This is a genomic window from Mycobacterium sp. E183, from assembly GCF_001667735.1.
Classification (GTDB): domain Bacteria; phylum Actinomycetota; class Actinomycetes; order Mycobacteriales; family Mycobacteriaceae; genus Mycobacterium.
In genome coordinates this window covers 123,649-139,524 of record NZ_LZJN01000204.1, presented here as the reverse complement: position 1 = coordinate 139,524, position 15,876 = coordinate 123,649, and the positions used below count along the sequence as shown (strand labels likewise).

General features: G+C 68.5%; 16 protein-coding genes. 6 read left to right on the top strand and 10 right to left on the bottom strand.

The window, feature by feature from the left end:
• Window position 1: 1 nt before the first annotated feature.
• On the bottom strand, window positions 2-1,084 hold the full coding sequence (locus A5691_RS25330; protein ID WP_067750877.1) for a dihydrodipicolinate reductase: 1,083 nt from the start codon (window positions 1,082-1,084) through the stop codon (window positions 2-4).
• Entirely contained in the window at window positions 1,081-2,088 is a 1,008-nt protein-coding gene (locus A5691_RS25325; protein ID WP_068018819.1) for a Rieske 2Fe-2S domain-containing protein, read from the bottom strand. Before A5691_RS25325 ends, A5691_RS25330 begins: the two co-directional genes overlap by 4 nt.
• Window positions 2,089-2,260: 172 nt before the next feature.
• Here A5691_RS25325 and A5691_RS25320 point away from each other — a divergent pair, with 172 nt between their 5' ends.
• Both A5691_RS25320 and A5691_RS25315 read left to right on the top strand, forming a co-directional pair.
• Window positions 2,261-2,836, top strand: a complete 576-nt coding sequence (locus A5691_RS25320) for a TetR/AcrR family transcriptional regulator (RefSeq protein ID WP_156669994.1) — start codon at window positions 2,261-2,263, stop codon at window positions 2,834-2,836.
• Window positions 2,833-3,345, top strand: coding sequence for a GNAT family N-acetyltransferase (locus A5691_RS25315; RefSeq protein ID WP_067750891.1), 513 nt, complete (start codon window positions 2,833-2,835; stop codon window positions 3,343-3,345). The genes A5691_RS25320 and A5691_RS25315 overlap by 4 nt, the downstream gene beginning before the upstream one ends.
• Here the strand turns inward: A5691_RS25315 and A5691_RS25310 are convergent.
• Both A5691_RS25310 and A5691_RS25305 read right to left on the bottom strand, forming a co-directional pair.
• Complete coding sequence (locus A5691_RS25310) at window positions 3,332-4,798, bottom strand: NAD(P)/FAD-dependent oxidoreductase (protein WP_082950491.1); 1,467 nt, start codon at window positions 4,796-4,798, stop codon at window positions 3,332-3,334. The genes A5691_RS25315 and A5691_RS25310 overlap by 14 nt on opposite strands.
• Window positions 4,795-5,262: an SRPBCC family protein gene (locus A5691_RS25305; protein ID WP_067890883.1), complete on the bottom strand. Its 468-nt coding sequence runs from the start codon at window positions 5,260-5,262 to the stop codon at window positions 4,795-4,797. Before A5691_RS25305 ends, A5691_RS25310 begins: the two co-directional genes overlap by 4 nt.
• Window positions 5,263-5,359: 97 nt before the next feature.
• Between A5691_RS25305 and ald the strand changes: the two genes are divergently transcribed.
• On the top strand, window positions 5,360-6,475 hold the full coding sequence (ald, locus tag A5691_RS25300) for an alanine dehydrogenase (protein WP_067780280.1): 1,116 nt from the start codon (window positions 5,360-5,362) through the stop codon (window positions 6,473-6,475).
• On the opposite strand, the gene A5691_RS25295 is transcribed toward ald, so the two are convergent.
• The 4 genes from A5691_RS25295 to rpsO form a co-directional block, all read right to left on the bottom strand.
• The gene (locus A5691_RS25295; RefSeq protein ID WP_067750908.1) at window positions 6,472-7,497 is read right to left on the bottom strand and encodes a nitronate monooxygenase; all 1,026 of its coding nucleotides are present in this window, start codon (window positions 7,495-7,497) and stop codon (window positions 6,472-6,474) included. The genes ald and A5691_RS25295 overlap by 4 nt on opposite strands.
• A gap of 60 nt (window positions 7,498-7,557) precedes the next feature.
• Window positions 7,558-8,913, bottom strand: coding sequence for a pitrilysin family protein (locus A5691_RS25290; RefSeq protein WP_067750912.1), 1,356 nt, complete (start codon window positions 8,911-8,913; stop codon window positions 7,558-7,560).
• Window positions 8,891-11,158: a polyribonucleotide nucleotidyltransferase gene (locus A5691_RS25285; RefSeq protein WP_197504940.1), complete on the bottom strand. Its 2,268-nt coding sequence runs from the start codon at window positions 11,156-11,158 to the stop codon at window positions 8,891-8,893. Before A5691_RS25285 ends, A5691_RS25290 begins: the two co-directional genes overlap by 23 nt.
• Before the next feature lie 306 nt (window positions 11,159-11,464).
• Window positions 11,465-11,734, bottom strand: coding sequence for a 30S ribosomal protein S15 (gene rpsO / locus A5691_RS25280; protein WP_003878661.1), 270 nt, complete (start codon window positions 11,732-11,734; stop codon window positions 11,465-11,467).
• Window positions 11,735-11,905: 171 nt separating this feature from the next.
• On the opposite strand from rpsO, the gene A5691_RS25275 reads away from it, so the two are divergent.
• Window positions 11,906-12,247, top strand: a complete 342-nt coding sequence (locus A5691_RS25275; protein ID WP_067750922.1) for a helix-turn-helix transcriptional regulator — start codon at window positions 11,906-11,908, stop codon at window positions 12,245-12,247.
• Between the two features lie 3 nt (window positions 12,248-12,250).
• Window positions 12,251-12,736, top strand: coding sequence for an SRPBCC domain-containing protein (locus A5691_RS25270; protein ID WP_067750928.1), 486 nt, complete (start codon window positions 12,251-12,253; stop codon window positions 12,734-12,736).
• Window positions 12,737-12,748: 12 nt separating this feature from the next.
• On the opposite strand, the gene A5691_RS25265 is transcribed toward A5691_RS25270, so the two are convergent.
• Complete coding sequence (locus tag A5691_RS25265; RefSeq protein ID WP_067750956.1) at window positions 12,749-13,726, bottom strand: bifunctional riboflavin kinase/FAD synthetase; 978 nt, start codon at window positions 13,724-13,726, stop codon at window positions 12,749-12,751.
• 101 nt (window positions 13,727-13,827) lie between these two features.
• On the opposite strand from A5691_RS25265, the gene mntR reads away from it, so the two are divergent.
• Entirely contained in the window at window positions 13,828-14,520 is a 693-nt protein-coding gene (gene mntR / locus A5691_RS25260; protein WP_067780289.1) for a manganese-binding transcriptional regulator MntR, read from the top strand.
• A gap of 119 nt (window positions 14,521-14,639) precedes the next feature.
• On the opposite strand, the gene A5691_RS25255 is transcribed toward mntR, so the two are convergent.
• Entirely contained in the window at window positions 14,640-15,830 is a 1,191-nt protein-coding gene (locus A5691_RS25255; RefSeq protein WP_067750936.1) for a lipid-transfer protein, read from the bottom strand.
• Window positions 15,831-15,876: the final 46 nt, after the last annotated feature.

The window sequence follows — 15,876 nt, the reverse complement described above, 5'->3', positions numbered from 1 at the left end:
CTCACCTCTTGAACCGCCCCGCGAACCCGCGCAGCGGCAGGTCGGCGCTGGTGATGAGCCCCGGCGGGGCCGCCACGACCGATTTGATGGCCGCCAGCGCGGGCATCCCGGTGACGGTCATGCCGATGGAGGCAAAGTTGTCCGGGTTCGAAAGATCCACGCCGGGCTTGGGGAAGATCATGTGCTTGTTGTAGATGCACGGGTCGCCCTGGATCTGAGTGATGTAACAGCCCTTGATGTTCCAGCTCGGATCGGTGTGCGGCGTCATCTGCCACTCGAGGTGCGTCTCCACCCGGGGCACCCCGTCCACCATGCCCTGGTACTTGATGTAGTTGCCGCCCAGCGAGCCCTTGGGCAGCGTGTACCAGCCCAGGTCCACGTCCTTGGTGCAGGCGCCCAGCTCGTAGCTGAACTTCACCTCGTCCAGCGGCAGGTCGAAGCAGTCGGCCATCATCAGCACGCTGTCTGCGAAGACCCGGGTGTACTTCTCCAGCTTCGACGGGATCTCCGGATCGTCGACCGGCTGGCCGTAGCCCACCTCGATCCAGGTGTCCTTGGAGTGGTGGCATGACACGTCGACGGATTCGATCGTGGTGACGTTCTCGATATCGGCGACGTCGGCCGAACACACCACGCCGAGTATCTGGTTGAGGCCCGGGTTCATTCCCGTCCCGTAGAACGTCGCCCCGCCCTTTTCGCAGGCCTCGGCCAGCAGTTGGCTCACCGGCTTGCCCGACGGGTGCGGGTGGTTCTTGTCACGGTGCCAGCCGGTGATCCAGTCGGCGGTGGTGACGATGTCGATGCCCGCCTCGAGCACTTTCACATACAGGTCCTCGTCGGGGAACACGCCGTGAAACGTCAGCACGTCCGGCTTGGCGGCGATGATCTCGTCGATGGAGCCGGTGAACTTCACCCCGTTGGGCGCCGCGCCGGCGAACTCGCCCGTGTCCTTGCCGACCTTCTCCGGCGAATAGCAATGCACGCCAACGAGTTCGAGGCCGGGATAGGTGGCGATTCGCTTGATCATCTCCGAACCGACGTTTCCGCTTCCCACCTGGAAGACGCGAATCGGTGAGCTACTCATTGCGTGGAGCCTTCCTGTAGTGCGAATGCCTCGGGATAGAACTGCTTGGCCCACGCGCGGATTGCGGTGAAGCCCTCGTACTCGTCGGTGGCCAGCGCAGGCGGGTCGGAGTAGCGCTGGTGCCGCCAGATCTCGATGTCCTGCTCGAACTGCCGGATCACCTCGCGGCCGAACTCGGCCGCCTTGCGCTCGGCCCGTTCCGGGTCCTTGCCGGGGGTGCGGCCGATGTAGACCATGAACCGGACGTCGGAGGTGCACTCGTCGACCGGGGTGACCGCGGAGATGGTGCGGTTGTCGATCATCCCCCAGCTCTTGGTGACCGCGATGCCCAGGCCGCCGTTGATGGCCTCGACACCGCTGTTGACGTCCTCGATCTTCTGCCCGTCGTCACCCTCGAACGTGATGGTGAAGTCGACGAAGGAGACCGGCTCGTCGAAGTCGTGGCGGGTGAACACCGGCGCGATGGGCGTGTTGTGCACGAACTTGAAATGCGCGAAGTCGACGCCGTTTTCCAGCACATACTGCGGGTGCAGCTCCAGGCCCGGCCGGTACAACCGCTGCTGGGGGTAGTAGTCGTCGGCGCTGCTGTCGTCGTGGAACGCGCCGAACACGTCGGGGGCGTCGAAGTACGGCTCGCGGCGCTCGACGTCGTGCCAGATGTAGACCGACGAGTTACGTTCCACCACGGGATAGGTGCGGATGCGCCTGCCGCGGTTGGGCCGATCCTGGTAGGGGATGCAGACGTTGCGGCCCTCCCGGCTCCACTGCCACCCGTGGAACGGGCACTGCAAGATCTCGCCGACGACCGTGCCGCCGTACCCCAAATGCGCGCCGAGGTGTTCGCAGTAGGCGTTCATCACGGTGAGCTGCCCGGACTCGGCCCGCCAGGCGACCATTTCCTGGCCGAAGTACTTCATCTTGTGCACGTCGCCGACACCGATCTCGTCGGACCAGGCGACCTGGAACCAGCCGGTTGGTTCCATCGACAACGGCGGCTTAGCCATGCGGGATCCCTCCTTGAAACGAATGATAGGCCGGGCCGCAGACAAATCAAAGTACCCTCTATGAAAATTCCGCCGTTGTGCGCGATAGGCTCTGCAAATGACTCGGCAGGTCAGCGGGGCGGGAACCGCGAACCGGCGCCCGAACCGGCGGGGCAACGCCACGCGCGAGAGCATGCTCGAGGCCGCGCTGAAGTCGTTGGCCTCCGGTGACCCGGGCTCGGTGTCGGCCAATCGGATCGCCAAGGAGATCGGCGCCACCTGGGGTGCCGTGCAATACCAGTTCGGCGACACGGACGGGTTCTGGGCCGCGGTGCTGCACCGCACCGCCGAGCGGCGCGCCGCGACCTTCTCGACTCTGTCGACGCCGATTTCAACCGACGCGCCCCTGCGCGAGCGGGTCGGCGCCATCATCGACACCCTGTACAACGGGCTGGCGTCGGCGGACTCGCGCGCGATCGAGAACCTGCGGGCGGCCCTCCCCCGTGACCCCGGCGAGCTCGAGCGGTTGTTCCCGCGCACCGCCGCCGAGCTGTTCTCCTGGGGCAAGAGCTGGCTGGAAACCTGCCAGAACGCGTTCGCCGGCCTGGACGTCGACCCGGATCGGGTGCGCGAGGTCGCCGCCCTGATCCCCGGCGCGATGCGCGGGCTGGTCTCCGAGCGCCAGCTCGGCTCGTACGCCGACCTGGACATGGCGCGCCGCGGCCTGACCAATGCGCTGGCGGCCTACCTGGAGCAGTCCAGGCCGTGACCGCCGGCGGCGTCACGATCCGCCGAGCCGGACCGAGTGACTTCGCCCCGGTCGCCGAGATGCACTATCCGGTCTGGCGGCAATCCTGGGCCGGCATACTGCCCGACTCCACGCTCGACGTGCTCGGATCGCCCCGGCGCTGGGCCATCCTCGCCTATCCGCGCATCCTGCAACGCCGCAACTGGAGCATGTGGGTCGCCGAATCCGGTTCGGCGACAATCGGTATGACCATCTTCGGCCCCGATCCCGCGAACCCCGAACAGGTGGAACTGGACTCCCTGTACATCGCGGCGGAATCCCAGGGCCACGGTGTCGGCACCCGCTTGCTCGCCACGGCGCTGCGCGAAAGCCGCTCGGGCGACCTCGTCCTGTGGTGCGCCGAGCGCAACACGCAGGGGCGAAAGTTCTACGAAAGCAACGGCTTTCACGCCGACGGACGCACCCTGGACTGGGAGCCGCTGCCCGGGGTCAAGGTCGCCCATCTAGGCTATCGGCTCAGCCGGCGGTGACGTGTCGTCGCAAGTCGTACTCGCCGAGATCGGTGCTGGCCAGCATGGCGCGATGCTCCCCGGGCGTGAAGGGCCACACCTCGGGCACCCCGTCCTTGTTGAGATACCAGCTGTCGCAACCGGTGGTCCACACCGTGTCCGGCATCGCGGCACGCAGCCTGGCGTTGAAGCTCTCGGTCGCCGGCCAGGTGGGCTCCACCGTGTCGAATTCGCCACGGCGCCAACGCTGAATCCACCGCAGTATGTGGTCGGCCTGCGATTCGGCGACGGTGGTCAGCGCGAGGTTGCCGACCGGGCTGTGCGGCCCGAGCATCATGAAGAAGTTGGGGAAGCCCGGCAGCGCCACCGTCCGGTAGGCCCGCGGACCGTCGCGCCACACGTCGTCGACGGCGATACCGTCGCGGCCGGTCACCTGCATCGGCCGGAAGAACGCGTGGGTGTCGAACCCGGTGGCCAGCACGATGACGTCCGCCTCGTGCAGGACACCGTCTTCGGTCACGATGCCGCGCCGTTCCACGTGGTCGATCGAGGAGGTGACCAGTTCGACGTCGTCGCGCTGCATCGCGCGGTAGAAGCCGTTGGACATGACCAGCCGTTTGCACATCGGCGTGTAGTCCGGGGTCAGGGCCCTGCGCAGCTCGGGGTCGCGGACCTCGCGCAGGCTGGCGCGGCACAGCGCCCCCATGATCTTTCGGCGCAGTCCCGGCTTGGTGAGCCCGGCGGCGAAGGTGTCGTAGCCGAAGCTGTAGCACCGGTAGGCCAGCCGGTCTAGCCAGCCGAACCGGTTGTGGGTGATGCTGGTGAGCCGGCTGTAGCGGGGGTTGGGAAGGCGAAGCACCCACTGCGCGGTGCGCTGGAAGAGCATGACGCGGTCCGCGACACCGGCCAGGCCGCAGACCAGCTGAACCCCGGTCGAGCCGTTGCCCACGATCGCGATCCGGCGGCCGCGCACGTCGACGGCGTGATCCCAGCGCGCGGAGTGAAAGGCGCGCCCGCCGAAGTCGTCCAGGCCGGGGATCGACGGCAGGCGCGGGTGATGCAGTACACCGGTGGCGCAGATCAAGAAGTCGACGGTCGACTCCTCGCCGGCGGCCGCGCGCAACCGCCACCGGCCGTCCTCGAAGCGGGCGTGGGAGATTTCGGTGCCGAACCGGATGCGATCGCGCAGTCCGAACCGGTCGGCGACATCGCGGAGGTAGGCCTGGATCTCGCCGCCGGGCGAGAACAGGTGCGACCAGTTCGGGTTCTGGGCGAACGTGTACTGGTAGACCCGCGACGGGATGTCGCAGACCAGGCCGGGGTAGGTGTTCTCCCGCCAGGTGCCACCGACCTCGTCGGCCTTCTCGTAGATCGTGACATCGGTTATGCCGCTGCGCAGCAACGCGATTGCGACGCACAGCCCCGACATACCCGCTCCGACAACGGCTACGGAGGGCTCGCGTCGCGGGGTCACGGCTCTTCCGACTCGGCGCGCTGCTTGAGGCGCTGCAGGGTGAGCCGGATGTGTTCGGCGTTGGCGGCCACGCGATCTGGAACACCGGTGGCCTTACCCGCGATCGTGCGGAACCAGCCGGGTCTGCGGTCCCAGGTGCTCTCGGTGACCCGGCAACCACCGTCGGCCGCCTCGATGTCGTACTGCCAGCGCGCGATCGGCAGCATGGAGTGCCGCACGTCGAACGCGAACAGCCGGCCCGGTTCCGCGTCGGTGACCGTGCACTTGGTGCTCCAGCGCCGTTTGGCGCTCGCGTTGTGCCCGGTGAACACCGCCCCGGGGCGCGCCGCGTTCCCCTTGCGCCATTCCATCGCCTCGGCTTCCTCGGCGAACGAGGCCAGGGTGGGCAGGTCGGTGATGAGCCGGTACACGACGTCCGGGCGGGCGTTGACCTGCACGGTTTCCGTCACGCAGGGGTCAGTCATGCGCCGATCATAGCCACGGTGCGGACCGCTCCACGTCGATTGCGGCGCATCCGAACTTTCTCCACACTTGAGGGCGAACCAAAGCAAGGGGTAATTCATGCGAGTCGGCGTACCGACCGAGACCAAGGCCAACGAATTCCGGGTGGCGATCACGCCCGCCGGCGTCGCCGAACTGAGCCGCCGCGGCCACGAGGTGCTCGTCCAGGCGGGCGCCGGGGAGGGATCGTCGATCCCCGACGAGGAGTTCAAGGCCGCGGGCGCCCAGTTGGCCGGCTCGGCCGAACAGGTGTGGGCCGAAGCCGATCTGCTGCTCAAGGTGAAGGAACCGATCGCGTCCGAATACGGGCTGCTGCGCGCGCGGCAGGTGCTGTTCACCTACCTGCACCTGGCCGCCTCCCGCGACTGCACCGAGGCGCTATTGTCTTCCGGCACAACATCGATCGCCTATGAGACCGTGCAGACCTCCGATGGCGCCCTCCCGCTGCTGGCTCCGATGAGTGAGGTCGCCGGCCGACTCTCGGCGCAGGCCGGCGCCTACCATCTGATGCGCTCCCACGGCGGGCGCGGGGTGCTGATGGGCGGGGTCCCGGGCGTCAAACCCGCGGACGTGGTGGTGATCGGCGCCGGTACGGCCGGCTACAACGCCGCCCGGGTCGCCAACGGCATGGGCGCGAGCGTGACGGTGCTCGACGTCAACATCGGCAAGCTCCGGCTCCTGGACGCGGAGTTCGGCGGACAGGTCCGCACGCGCTACTCGTCCGCCTACGAGCTGGAGGGCACCGTCACGCGCGCGGACCTGTTGATCGGGGCGGTCCTGCTACCCGGCGGCAAGGCGCCCAAGCTGATCTCGAATTCACTTGTGGCGCAGATGAAACCGGGTGCCGTGCTGGTCGACATCTCGATCGATCAGGGCGGCTGCTTCGCCGATTCCCGGCCGACCACCCACGATGACCCGACGTTCGCCGTGCACGAAACCCAGTTCTACTGCGTGGCGAACATGCCCAGCGCGGTACCCAAGACGTCAACCGTGGCGCTGACCAACGCGACGATGCCGTACGTGCTGGCGCTGGCCGACCGCGGCTGGCAGGCGGCTTGCCGGTCGGATCCCGCTCTGGGTAAAGGCCTTTCGACGCACGGCGGGGCGCTGTTGTCCGAGCGGGTGGCCGCCGACCTCGGTCTGCCGTTCACCGATCCGGCGAGCCTGCTGGCCTAGTCGGACTCCACCAGGCTGGCGATGATGTCGGCCGCCGGCCCGGGCTGGGCCTCCTTGAACGACGTTCCGGCCCACAGCGGTATACCGTTCGGGTCCTCCATGGCGGCCGCGGCCTCCCGGATCGGGGAGGTCATCTGGTTCACCTCCGGGTAGCCCAGCGGCGCCACGTTGTCGAGCAGGCGGGTGAAGTTGTTCTCCAGGCCCCGCGCGTAGCGGCCCGAGAAGGCGCGGGTGACCACCGTCGTGCCGAAAACCGGGTTTTTCAGAGCGGTGCGGTGCGCGGTGCTGGTGCCCGCCTCGTCGCTGAGCAGCAGCGCGGTGCCCACCTGCACGGCCACCGCGCCGCGGTGCAGCACCGCGGCGACGTCCCGGGCGTTGCCCAGGCCGCCCGCCGCGATGATCGGGACGTCATGGGCGTGGCGGATGCGGTCGATCAGGTGGTGCAGCGATTCGTTGCCGGGCTCCATGTCGGGCGCGAAGGTGCCCCGGTGCCCGCCCGCGTCCGGGCCCTGGACGATCAGGCTGTCCGCACCGGCGGCGACGGCCACGCCGGCCTCGTACGGCGAGGTCACCGTGACCATCACCAGCAGGCCGAGCGCCCCGAGCCGCCGGATGACGTCGGGCGGCGGCACCCCGAAGGTGAAGGACACCAGCTCGGGCCGCACGTCGGCCACCACCTCGAGCTTGCGCTCCCAGTCGTCGTCGTCGCCGTAGTGCGGGTGGCCGACCTCGACTTGGTAGTAGTCGGCGATCTCCTCGAGTTCTTCGGCGTAGTAGTCCAGCGCCATCCAGTCGGCGACGCTTGGTTGGGGCACGAACAGGTTGACGCCCAGCGGACCGGTGGTCGCCGCGCGCGCGGCGGCGATGTCCTCGGCGAACCGGTCCGCGCTGCGGTGACCACCGGGGACGAACCCGAGCCCACCCGCGTTGGACACCGCCGCGGCCAGCTCGGGCGTGCCCGGTCCGCCGGCCATCGGCGCGCCCACGATGGGCACCATGATGTCCCAAAAGCCCAGTACCACGGGGCTAATTCGCTGACGGCGAGCGCCGGCACGGCGCGAGTGAGGAGGCGAACATGCGGGTTAAGATACCATCGCCCGAAGTTGTTGGGGCAGTGACCGTTTGGAGGCATACGGGCCCAGGACCGCGGCGCCGTACGGCTGGCTCAGCAGCCGGTGGGCCACCGCGTTGACCTCCTCGACGGTCACTTGGTCGATCTGCCGCAGGGTGTGCTCGATGCTGCGGTGCTCGCCGTAGTTCAGTTCGTTGCGGCCCAGCCGGCTCATCCGGGAACTGGAATCCTCCAGACCGAGGACGAGCCCGCCCCGCAGCGACCCCTTGGCGATGCGGCACTCCGCTTCGGTGATGCCGTCGCGGGCCACCGACTCGAGGACCTCGTTGGTCACCTGCATCACCTCGGCGAACCGCTCGGGCTGGCAGGCGGCGTAGACGGAAAGCGCGCCGCTGTCGGCGAAGATGTCGACCGTGGAATAGACCGAATAAGCCAGCCCCCGCAACTCCCGAACCTCTTGGAACAGGCGGGAACTCAGGCCGCCGCCCAGCGCGCTGTGCAGCACGGACAGCGCCCAGCGGTGCCGCCAGCCACGCCCGGGGGTGCGCACGCCCAGCGACACGTGCGTCTGCTCGGCGTCCCGGTTGCCCAGCATCAGGCCGGGCCGTCCGGTCACCCGCCCGGCGCCCTTGCGCGGGGCTATCGGCCGGCGCCCGCGGACCAGGTGCGGCCCGAAGTGCTCGCGCACCAGCGCGACCACCTCGTCGTGGTCGACGTTGCCGGCCACCGCGACCACCATGCGCTCCGGCGTGTAGCGCCGGACGTGAAAGGAGTGCAGCTGGGCCCGGGTCATCGACGACACGGAGCGCGCGGTGCCGATCACCGGCCGGCCCACCGGATGGTCACCGAACATCGCGCCCAGGAACATGTCGCCCAGCGCGTCCTCGGGGTCGTCGTCGCGCATGGCGATCTCCTCGAGCACCACGTCACGTTCCAGCTCGACGTCCTCGGCGGCGCAGCGACCGTTGAGCACCACGTCGGCGACCAGGTCGACCGCCAGTTCCAGGTCGCTGTCCAGCACGTGCGCGTAGTAGCAGGTGTGCTCCTTGGCGGTGAACGCGTTCAGCTCCCCGCCGACGGCGTCCATCGCCTGCGCGATGTCCACGGCGCTGCGGGTGGGCGTCGATTTGAACAGCAGGTGCTCGAGGAAGTGCGCCGCTCCCGCCACGGTGGCACCCTCGTCCCGCGATCCCACGCCGACCCAGACCCCGACGGAGGCCGAACGCACCGCCGGGAGGTACTCGGTGACGACGCGCAGACCACCCGGAAGCGTGCTGCGGCGCAGCGCGGTCGAGGGTTCGACCTCTAAGGTGTGCTTGCCGCGGCGCAGGGCCGCGGCGCGGTCAGCTGCTCGCGGTCGCGGCATCGGCAGGTGCGGCCGCCGGGGCGTCGGCCGGGGCCGAGCTGTCTTCCTCCACCAGGACCAGAGAGATCTTGCCGCGCTTGTCGATGTCGGCGATCTCGACCCGCAACTTGTCTCCGACGTTCACGACGTCCTCGACCTTCGCGATGCGCTTGCCCTTGCCGAGCTTGGAGATGTGCACCAGCCCGTCGCGCCCGGGAAGCAGCGACACGAAGGCACCGAAATCGGTTGTCTTGACGACGGTTCCGAGGAACCGCTCGCCGACGGTCGGCAGCTGCGGGTTGGCGATCGCGTTGATCCGGTCGATCGCGGCCTGCGCCGAGGGCCCGTCGGTGGCGCCCACGAACACGGTGCCGTCGTCCTCGATGGAGATCTGCGCGCCGGTCTCCTCGGTGATGGCGTTGATGACCTTGCCCTTGGGCCCGATCACCTCACCGATCTTGTCCACCGGGACCTTGATCGTGGTGACCCGCGGCGCGTAGGGGCTCATCTCGTCGGGCCCGTCGATCGCCTCGGCCATCACCTCGAGAATCGTCAGGCGCGCGTCCTTGGCCTGCGCCAGAGCGCCCGCGAGCACCTGCGACGGGATGCCGTCGAGCTTGGTGTCCAGCTGCAGCGCGGTGACGTAGTCCTTGGTGCCGGCGCACTTGAAGTCCATGTCGCCGAACGCGTCCTCGGCGCCCAGGATGTCGGTCAGGGTGACGAAGCGGCGCTCGGTCTTGCCGTCCACCTCGACGTCGTCGGAGACCAGGCCCATGGCGATGCCGGCGACCGGCGCCTTGAGCGGCACGCCGGCGTTGAGCAACGCCAGTGTGGAGGCGCACACGGATCCCATCGACGTCGAGCCGTTGGACCCCAGCGCTTCGGACACCTGCCGGATGGCGTACGGGAATTCCTCGACGCTCGGTAGCACCGGGATCAGGGCCCGCTCGGCCAGGGCGCCGTGCCCGATCTCGCGCCGCTTGGGCGAACCGACACGGCCGGTCTCACCGGTGGAGAACGGCGGGAAGTTGTAGTGGTGCATGTAGCGCTTCGAGGTCTCCGGCCCCAGCGAGTCGATCTGCTGGGCCATCTTCACCATGTCCAGCGTGGTCACGCCCAGGATCTGCGTCTCGCCGCGCTCGAACAACGCGCTGCCGTGCGCCCGCGGCACCACGGCGACCTCGGCCGACAGCGCGCGGATGTCGGTGATGCCGCGGCCGTCGATGCGGAAGTGGTCGGTCAGGATGCGCTGGCGGACCAGCTTCTTGGTCAGCGAGCGGAACGCCGCGCTGACCTCCTTCTCCCGGCCCTCATAGGTCTCGGCGAGGCGCTGCTGCACCTCGGCCTTGATCTCGTCGGTGCGCTGATCGCGCTCGGCCTTGCCGCCGATGGTCAGCGCCTTGGCCAGCTCGTCGGTGGCCACCGAGGCCACCGAGTAGTAGACGTCGTCGCCGTAGTCGGGGAACACGGGGTACTCGCCGGTGGGCTTGGCGGCCGCTTGGGCCAGCTCCTCTTGCGCGGTGCACAGCGCCGCGATGAACGGCTTGGCCGCCTCCAGGCCTTCGGCCACCACGGTCTCGGTCGGCGCCTGCGCGCCGCCCTCGACGAGCTCGATGACCTTCTCGGTGGCCTCCGCCTCGACCATCATGATCGCCACGTCTTTAGCGTCACCGTCGCCAACGATGCGGCCGGCGACCACCATGTCGAACACGGCCCGCTCGAGCTGCTCGACGGTCGGGAAGGCGACCCAGGTGCCGTCGATGAGCGCCACCCGCACGCCCCCGACGGGGCCGGAGAACGGCAGCCCGGCCAGCTGGGTGGACGCCGACGCGGCGTTGATCGCCACGACGTCGTAGAGGTCGTTGGGGTCCAGGCTCAGGATCGTGACCACGACCTGGATCTCGTTGCGCAGCCCGGAGACGAAGGACGGGCGCAGCGGCCGGTCGATGAGCCGGCAGGTCAGGATCGCGTCGGTCGAGGGCCGGCCCTCGCGACGGAAGAACGAACCGGGGATGCGGCCGGCGGCATACATCCGCTCCTCGACGTCCACGGTCAGCGGGAAGAAGTCGAAGTGCTCCTTGGGGCTCTTGCTGGCGGTGGTCGCCGACAACAGCATGTTCTCGTCGTCGAGGTAGGCGACGACGGCGCCGGCGGCCTGCTGGGCGAGCCGGCCGGTCTCGAAACGGATGGTGCGGGTGCCGAAGCTCCCGTTGTCGATAACGGCGGTTGACTCGAACACGCCTTCTTCAATTTCAGCGACAGACATGGGTGTCCGTACGGCCTCTCTGGGTATTCAGCTTTTTCGCGTCGTCACGCTTGAACCCGAGAGCTTCCTACGAGAGGAAAAAGTCTGGATGCGGCTACGGCCATCGATCGAAGCGGCCGACCTGCCCCAGATCCGGGGAGCCCGGCTGCCACTACCGAAGACCGCCCGATACAGACTGGGCTGCTCCCGTCATGACACGCTGGAACGGCACACGCGGATCTGCGTGGCCGCACCGTTCGTTCGGGCCGAACCGGCCCAGAACGCTCCCACTCTACACGGGCGGGCGTAGCGCTCAGTAGACCCGGGTCAGCGGCGCAGGCCCAGGCGCTCGACCAGCGAGCGGTACCGCTCGACGTCGATCTGGGCGACGTACTTGAGCAGCCGGCGCCGGCGCCCGACCAGCAGCAACAGGCCCCGCCGCGAGTGGTGGTCGTGCTTGTGCACCTTCAGGTGCTCGGTCAGGTCGGCGATCCGCTTGGTCAGCAGCGCGACCTGCGCCTCCGGGGAACCGGTGTCGGTGTCGTGCAGGCCGTAGGTGCCCAGGATTTCCTTTTTTTGCTCGGCGGTCAGCGCCACGAAAACATCTCCATCAATCGGTGCCGCGAAAACTCTGGTGCGTGGCCGCCGCGGACTGCAGCACACGCCGTATCGGCTGGCGAGTCTATCAGCGGCGGTGACGTGCGCAGAAATCGCAGGCCAGCGCCGCGCTCTTGACAATCTACAACCATTTGGTTGTAGGTTGGACGGGTGACCGTAGACCAGGAGGACCGGGTGGACGCCCTGTTCCACGCGCTCGCCGACCGAACCCGGCGCGACATCATGCGCCGAACGCTGGCCGGGGAACACTCGGTTTCCGCGCTGGCACTCAAGTACGACATGAGCTTCGCGGCGGTGCAAAAGCATGTCGTCGTGCTGGAAAAGGCCGGACTGATCACCAAACGACGAAGCGGTCGCGAGCAGCTGGCCAGCGGCGACGTGACGGCCGTGCGGTCGGTGGCCGCCATGCTCACCGAATTGGAGCTCCTCTGGCGCGATCGCATCGCACGCGTCGACGACCTCATCGCATCCGACCCAACCCAGGAGGACTGAACCATGCCCGTGACCGACGTCCGGCACGACCCCGAGAACCTGACGCTGACCATCACCGCGGACTTCGCCGCTCCGCCGGCCCGAATCTGGCAGGTCTACGCCGACCCTCGTCAGCTGGAGAGGGTGTGGGGGCCGCCGTCCCACCCGGCGACCATCGTCGACCACAGCCTCACGCCCGGCAGCCGCACGACGTACTTCATGACCGGCCCCGACGGGGAGAAGTACGCCGGGTACTGGGAGATCACGGCCGTCGATGAGCCGACGAGCTTCTCGTTCCTCGACGGCTTCGCCGACGCGGACTTCAACCCGAACCCCGACCTGCCGGTCTCGAGGAACGTGTACACGTTCGCCGAGCACGACGGCGGCACCCGCGCGACCTACGTGAGCGCCTACTCCTCCGCCGAGGCGCTTCGACAGGTGCTGGACATGGGCGTCGTGGAGGGTGCGTCGTCGGCCATCAACCAGATCGACGACCTGATCGCCTCCTGACGCTTCCGCGGATCAGTCCTGGGCCGACAGGGTGGTGCGGGCCCGTTCGGTGTCTTTGCCCATCGCGTCGATGAGGTCCTTCACCGAGTCGAACTTGTGCTGCCCGCGGATGCGCGCGACGAAGTCCAACGCCACGTACTGACCGTAGAGGTCGGCGGTGGTGTCCAGGACGAAGGCCTCGACGGTGCGGGTGCGCCCGGAGAAGGTCGGGTTGGTGCCGACCGACACCGCGGCCTGGTAGCGCTCGCCCGGCACGACGGTGCCGGTCACCGGCCCGTGGCCGAGCAGGGTGAACCAGGCGGCGTACACGCCGTCGGCCGGGATCGCCGAATACATCGGCGGCGCCACGTTGGCGGTCGGGAACCCCAGCTCCATGCCGCGCCCCTCGCCCCGGACGACCACACCCTCGACCCGGTGCGGACGGCCCAACGCCTCCATGGCCGCCACCACGTCACCGGCGTCGACGCAGGACCGGATGTAGGTGGACGAGAACGTCACCGTCTCGTTGCTGTGGTGCTCCGAAAGTAGGGACATCGCCTCCACCGCGAACCCGAACCGGTCCCCCGCGCGCCGCAGCGTCTCGACGTTGCCGGCCGCCTTCTTGCCGAAGGTGAAGTTCTCCCCCACCACGACCTCCACCACATGCAGGTGCTCCACCAGCAGCTCGTGGACGTAGCGCTCCGGGGTCAGCTTCATGAAATCGCTGGTGAACGGCATCACGAGGAAGACGTCGATGCCCATCTCCTCGACCAGCTCGGCGCGTCGCGTCAGCGTCGTCAGCTGCGCCGGATGGCTGCCCGGGTAGACCACTTCCATCGGGTGCGGGTCGAAGGTCATCAGCACCGTCGGGACGTTGCGGGCGCGGCCGGCCTTCACCGCATGCGCGATCAGCTCGGCGTGGCCCCGGTGCACCCCATCGAAAACACCGATGGTGAGCACACACCTGCCCCAGTCCGTGGGAATCTCGTCTTGGCCGCGCCACCGCTGCACGACCGCAAGCCTACGGCGCGCGGCCCCCCGCCGGGAGATCCGCATGCGCGACGGTGTCGAGGAGCACACGATCAGGCGTGGGTTGCCTAAACTCTCTCGGTGTGAAGGCTGACGAAGAGCGTGGCGGTCTCACCGCGGTCGGCCAGGACTATCTGAAGGCCATCTGGAACGCGCAGGAATGGTCGGTGGAAAAGGTCAGCACCAAGATGCTGGCCGAGAAGATCGGGGTGTCGGCCAGCACCGCCTCGGAGTCGATCCGCAAACTGGCCGAACAGGGCCTGGTCGACCACGAGAAATACGGCGCGGTTTCGCTGACCGAGGCCGGCAGGCGCGCGGCGCTGGCCATGGTGCGCCGGCATCGGCTGCTGGAGACCTTCCTGGTCAACGAGCTCGGCTACGGCTGGGACGAGGTGCACGACGAGGCCGAAGTGCTCGAGCATGCGGTGTCGGACCGGCTGGTCGCCCGCATCGACGCCAAGCTGGGGTTCCCGCAGCGCGACCCGCACGGCGACCCCATCCCGGCCTCGGACGGGCAGGTGCCCACCCCGCCGGCGCGTCAGCTCTGGGCGTGCGACGACGGCGACGCCGGAACGGTCGCCCGCATCTCCGACGCCGACCCGCAGATGCTGCGCTATTTCGCCGACGTCGGCATCAACCTCGACTCCCGGCTGCGGGTCCTGACCCGTCGGGAATTCGCCGGCATGATCTCGGTGGCGATCGACTCGGGCGATGGCGCCGAGACGACGGTCGACCTGGGCAGCCCGGCCGCGCGGGCGATCTGGGTGGTCGGCTAGCGGCGATCGCAAGCGCGGCAAAGCCGGGCGCCGCGGGTCGCCGCCATTCGAGCTAGCGGCGATCGCAAGCGCGGCGAAGCCGGGCGCCGCGGGTCGCCGCCATTCGAGCTAGCCGCCCGTCAGCGCTCGGCGCGCTGGTAGGCGGTCACGACGGCCGCGCCGCCCAGACCGATGTTGTGTTGCAGTGCGGCGCTGACGTTCTCGACCTGACGCTTGTCCGCGGTGCCGCGCAGCTGCCAGGTCAGCTCGGCGCATTGCGCCAGCCCGGTGGCGCCAAGCGGGTGACCCTTCGAGATCAGGCCGCCCGAGGGGTTGACCACCCACCGCCCGCCGTAGGTGGTGTCGCCGTTGTCGATCAGCTTGGGCGCCTCACCCGGGCCGCACAGCCCCAGCGCCTCGTATAGCAGCAATTCGTTGGCCGAGAAGCAGTCGTGCAGCTCGATCACCTGGAAGTCCTCGGGCCCCAACCCGGACTGGTGGTAAACCTGTTGGGCCGCTTGGACATTCATGTCGTAGCCGATCAGGTTCTTGGCACTTCCGTCGAAGGTCGACTCGAAGTCGGTCGTCATCGCCTGACCGACGATCTCCACGGCCTGGCCCGCCAGCCCACGGCTGTCGACGAAGCTCTCCGAGGCCAGGATCGCCGCGCCGGAACCGTCTGAGGTGGGCGAGCACTGCAACTTGGTCAGCGGGTCGGAGATCATCCGCGCCGCCAGGATGTCGTCGAGCGTGTAGGACTCCTGGAACTGCGCGAACGGGTTATTGACCGAGTGCTTGTGGTTCTTGTAGCCGATTTTCGCGAAATGCTCTGCGGTGGTGCCGTATTGGCGCATGTGCTCGCGGCCCGCGGCGCCGAACATCCAGGGCGCGACGGGCATGGCGAACTCGTCGATCTCGGCCATCGCCTTGACGTGCTTGCCCATCGGCGATTCGCGGTCCTGGGCTCCGCCGCTCAGCGAACCGGGCTGCATCTTCTCGAAGCCGAGCGCGATGGCGCAGTCGACGATCCCGCCGCGGATGGCCTGGGCCGCCAGGAAGAGCGCGGTGGAGCCGGTCGAGCAGTTGTTGTTGACGTTGACGATCGGAATTCCCGTCATGCCCAGTTCGTAGAGGGCGCGCTGCCCGGACGTCGAATCGCCGGCGACGTAGCCGACGTAGCCCTGCTGCACCTCGCGGTAGTCGACGCCCGCGTCGGTGAGCGCGTTGGTGCCCGACTCGCGCGCCATGTCGGGGTAGTCCCAGCCTTCGCGGCGGCCCGGCTTCTCGAACTTCGTCATGCCGACGCCGACGACGTACACCTTGTTAGACATCTTTGTCCCTTTCCAGCGGCTCAGGCCCCCAGTGTGCAACTTAACC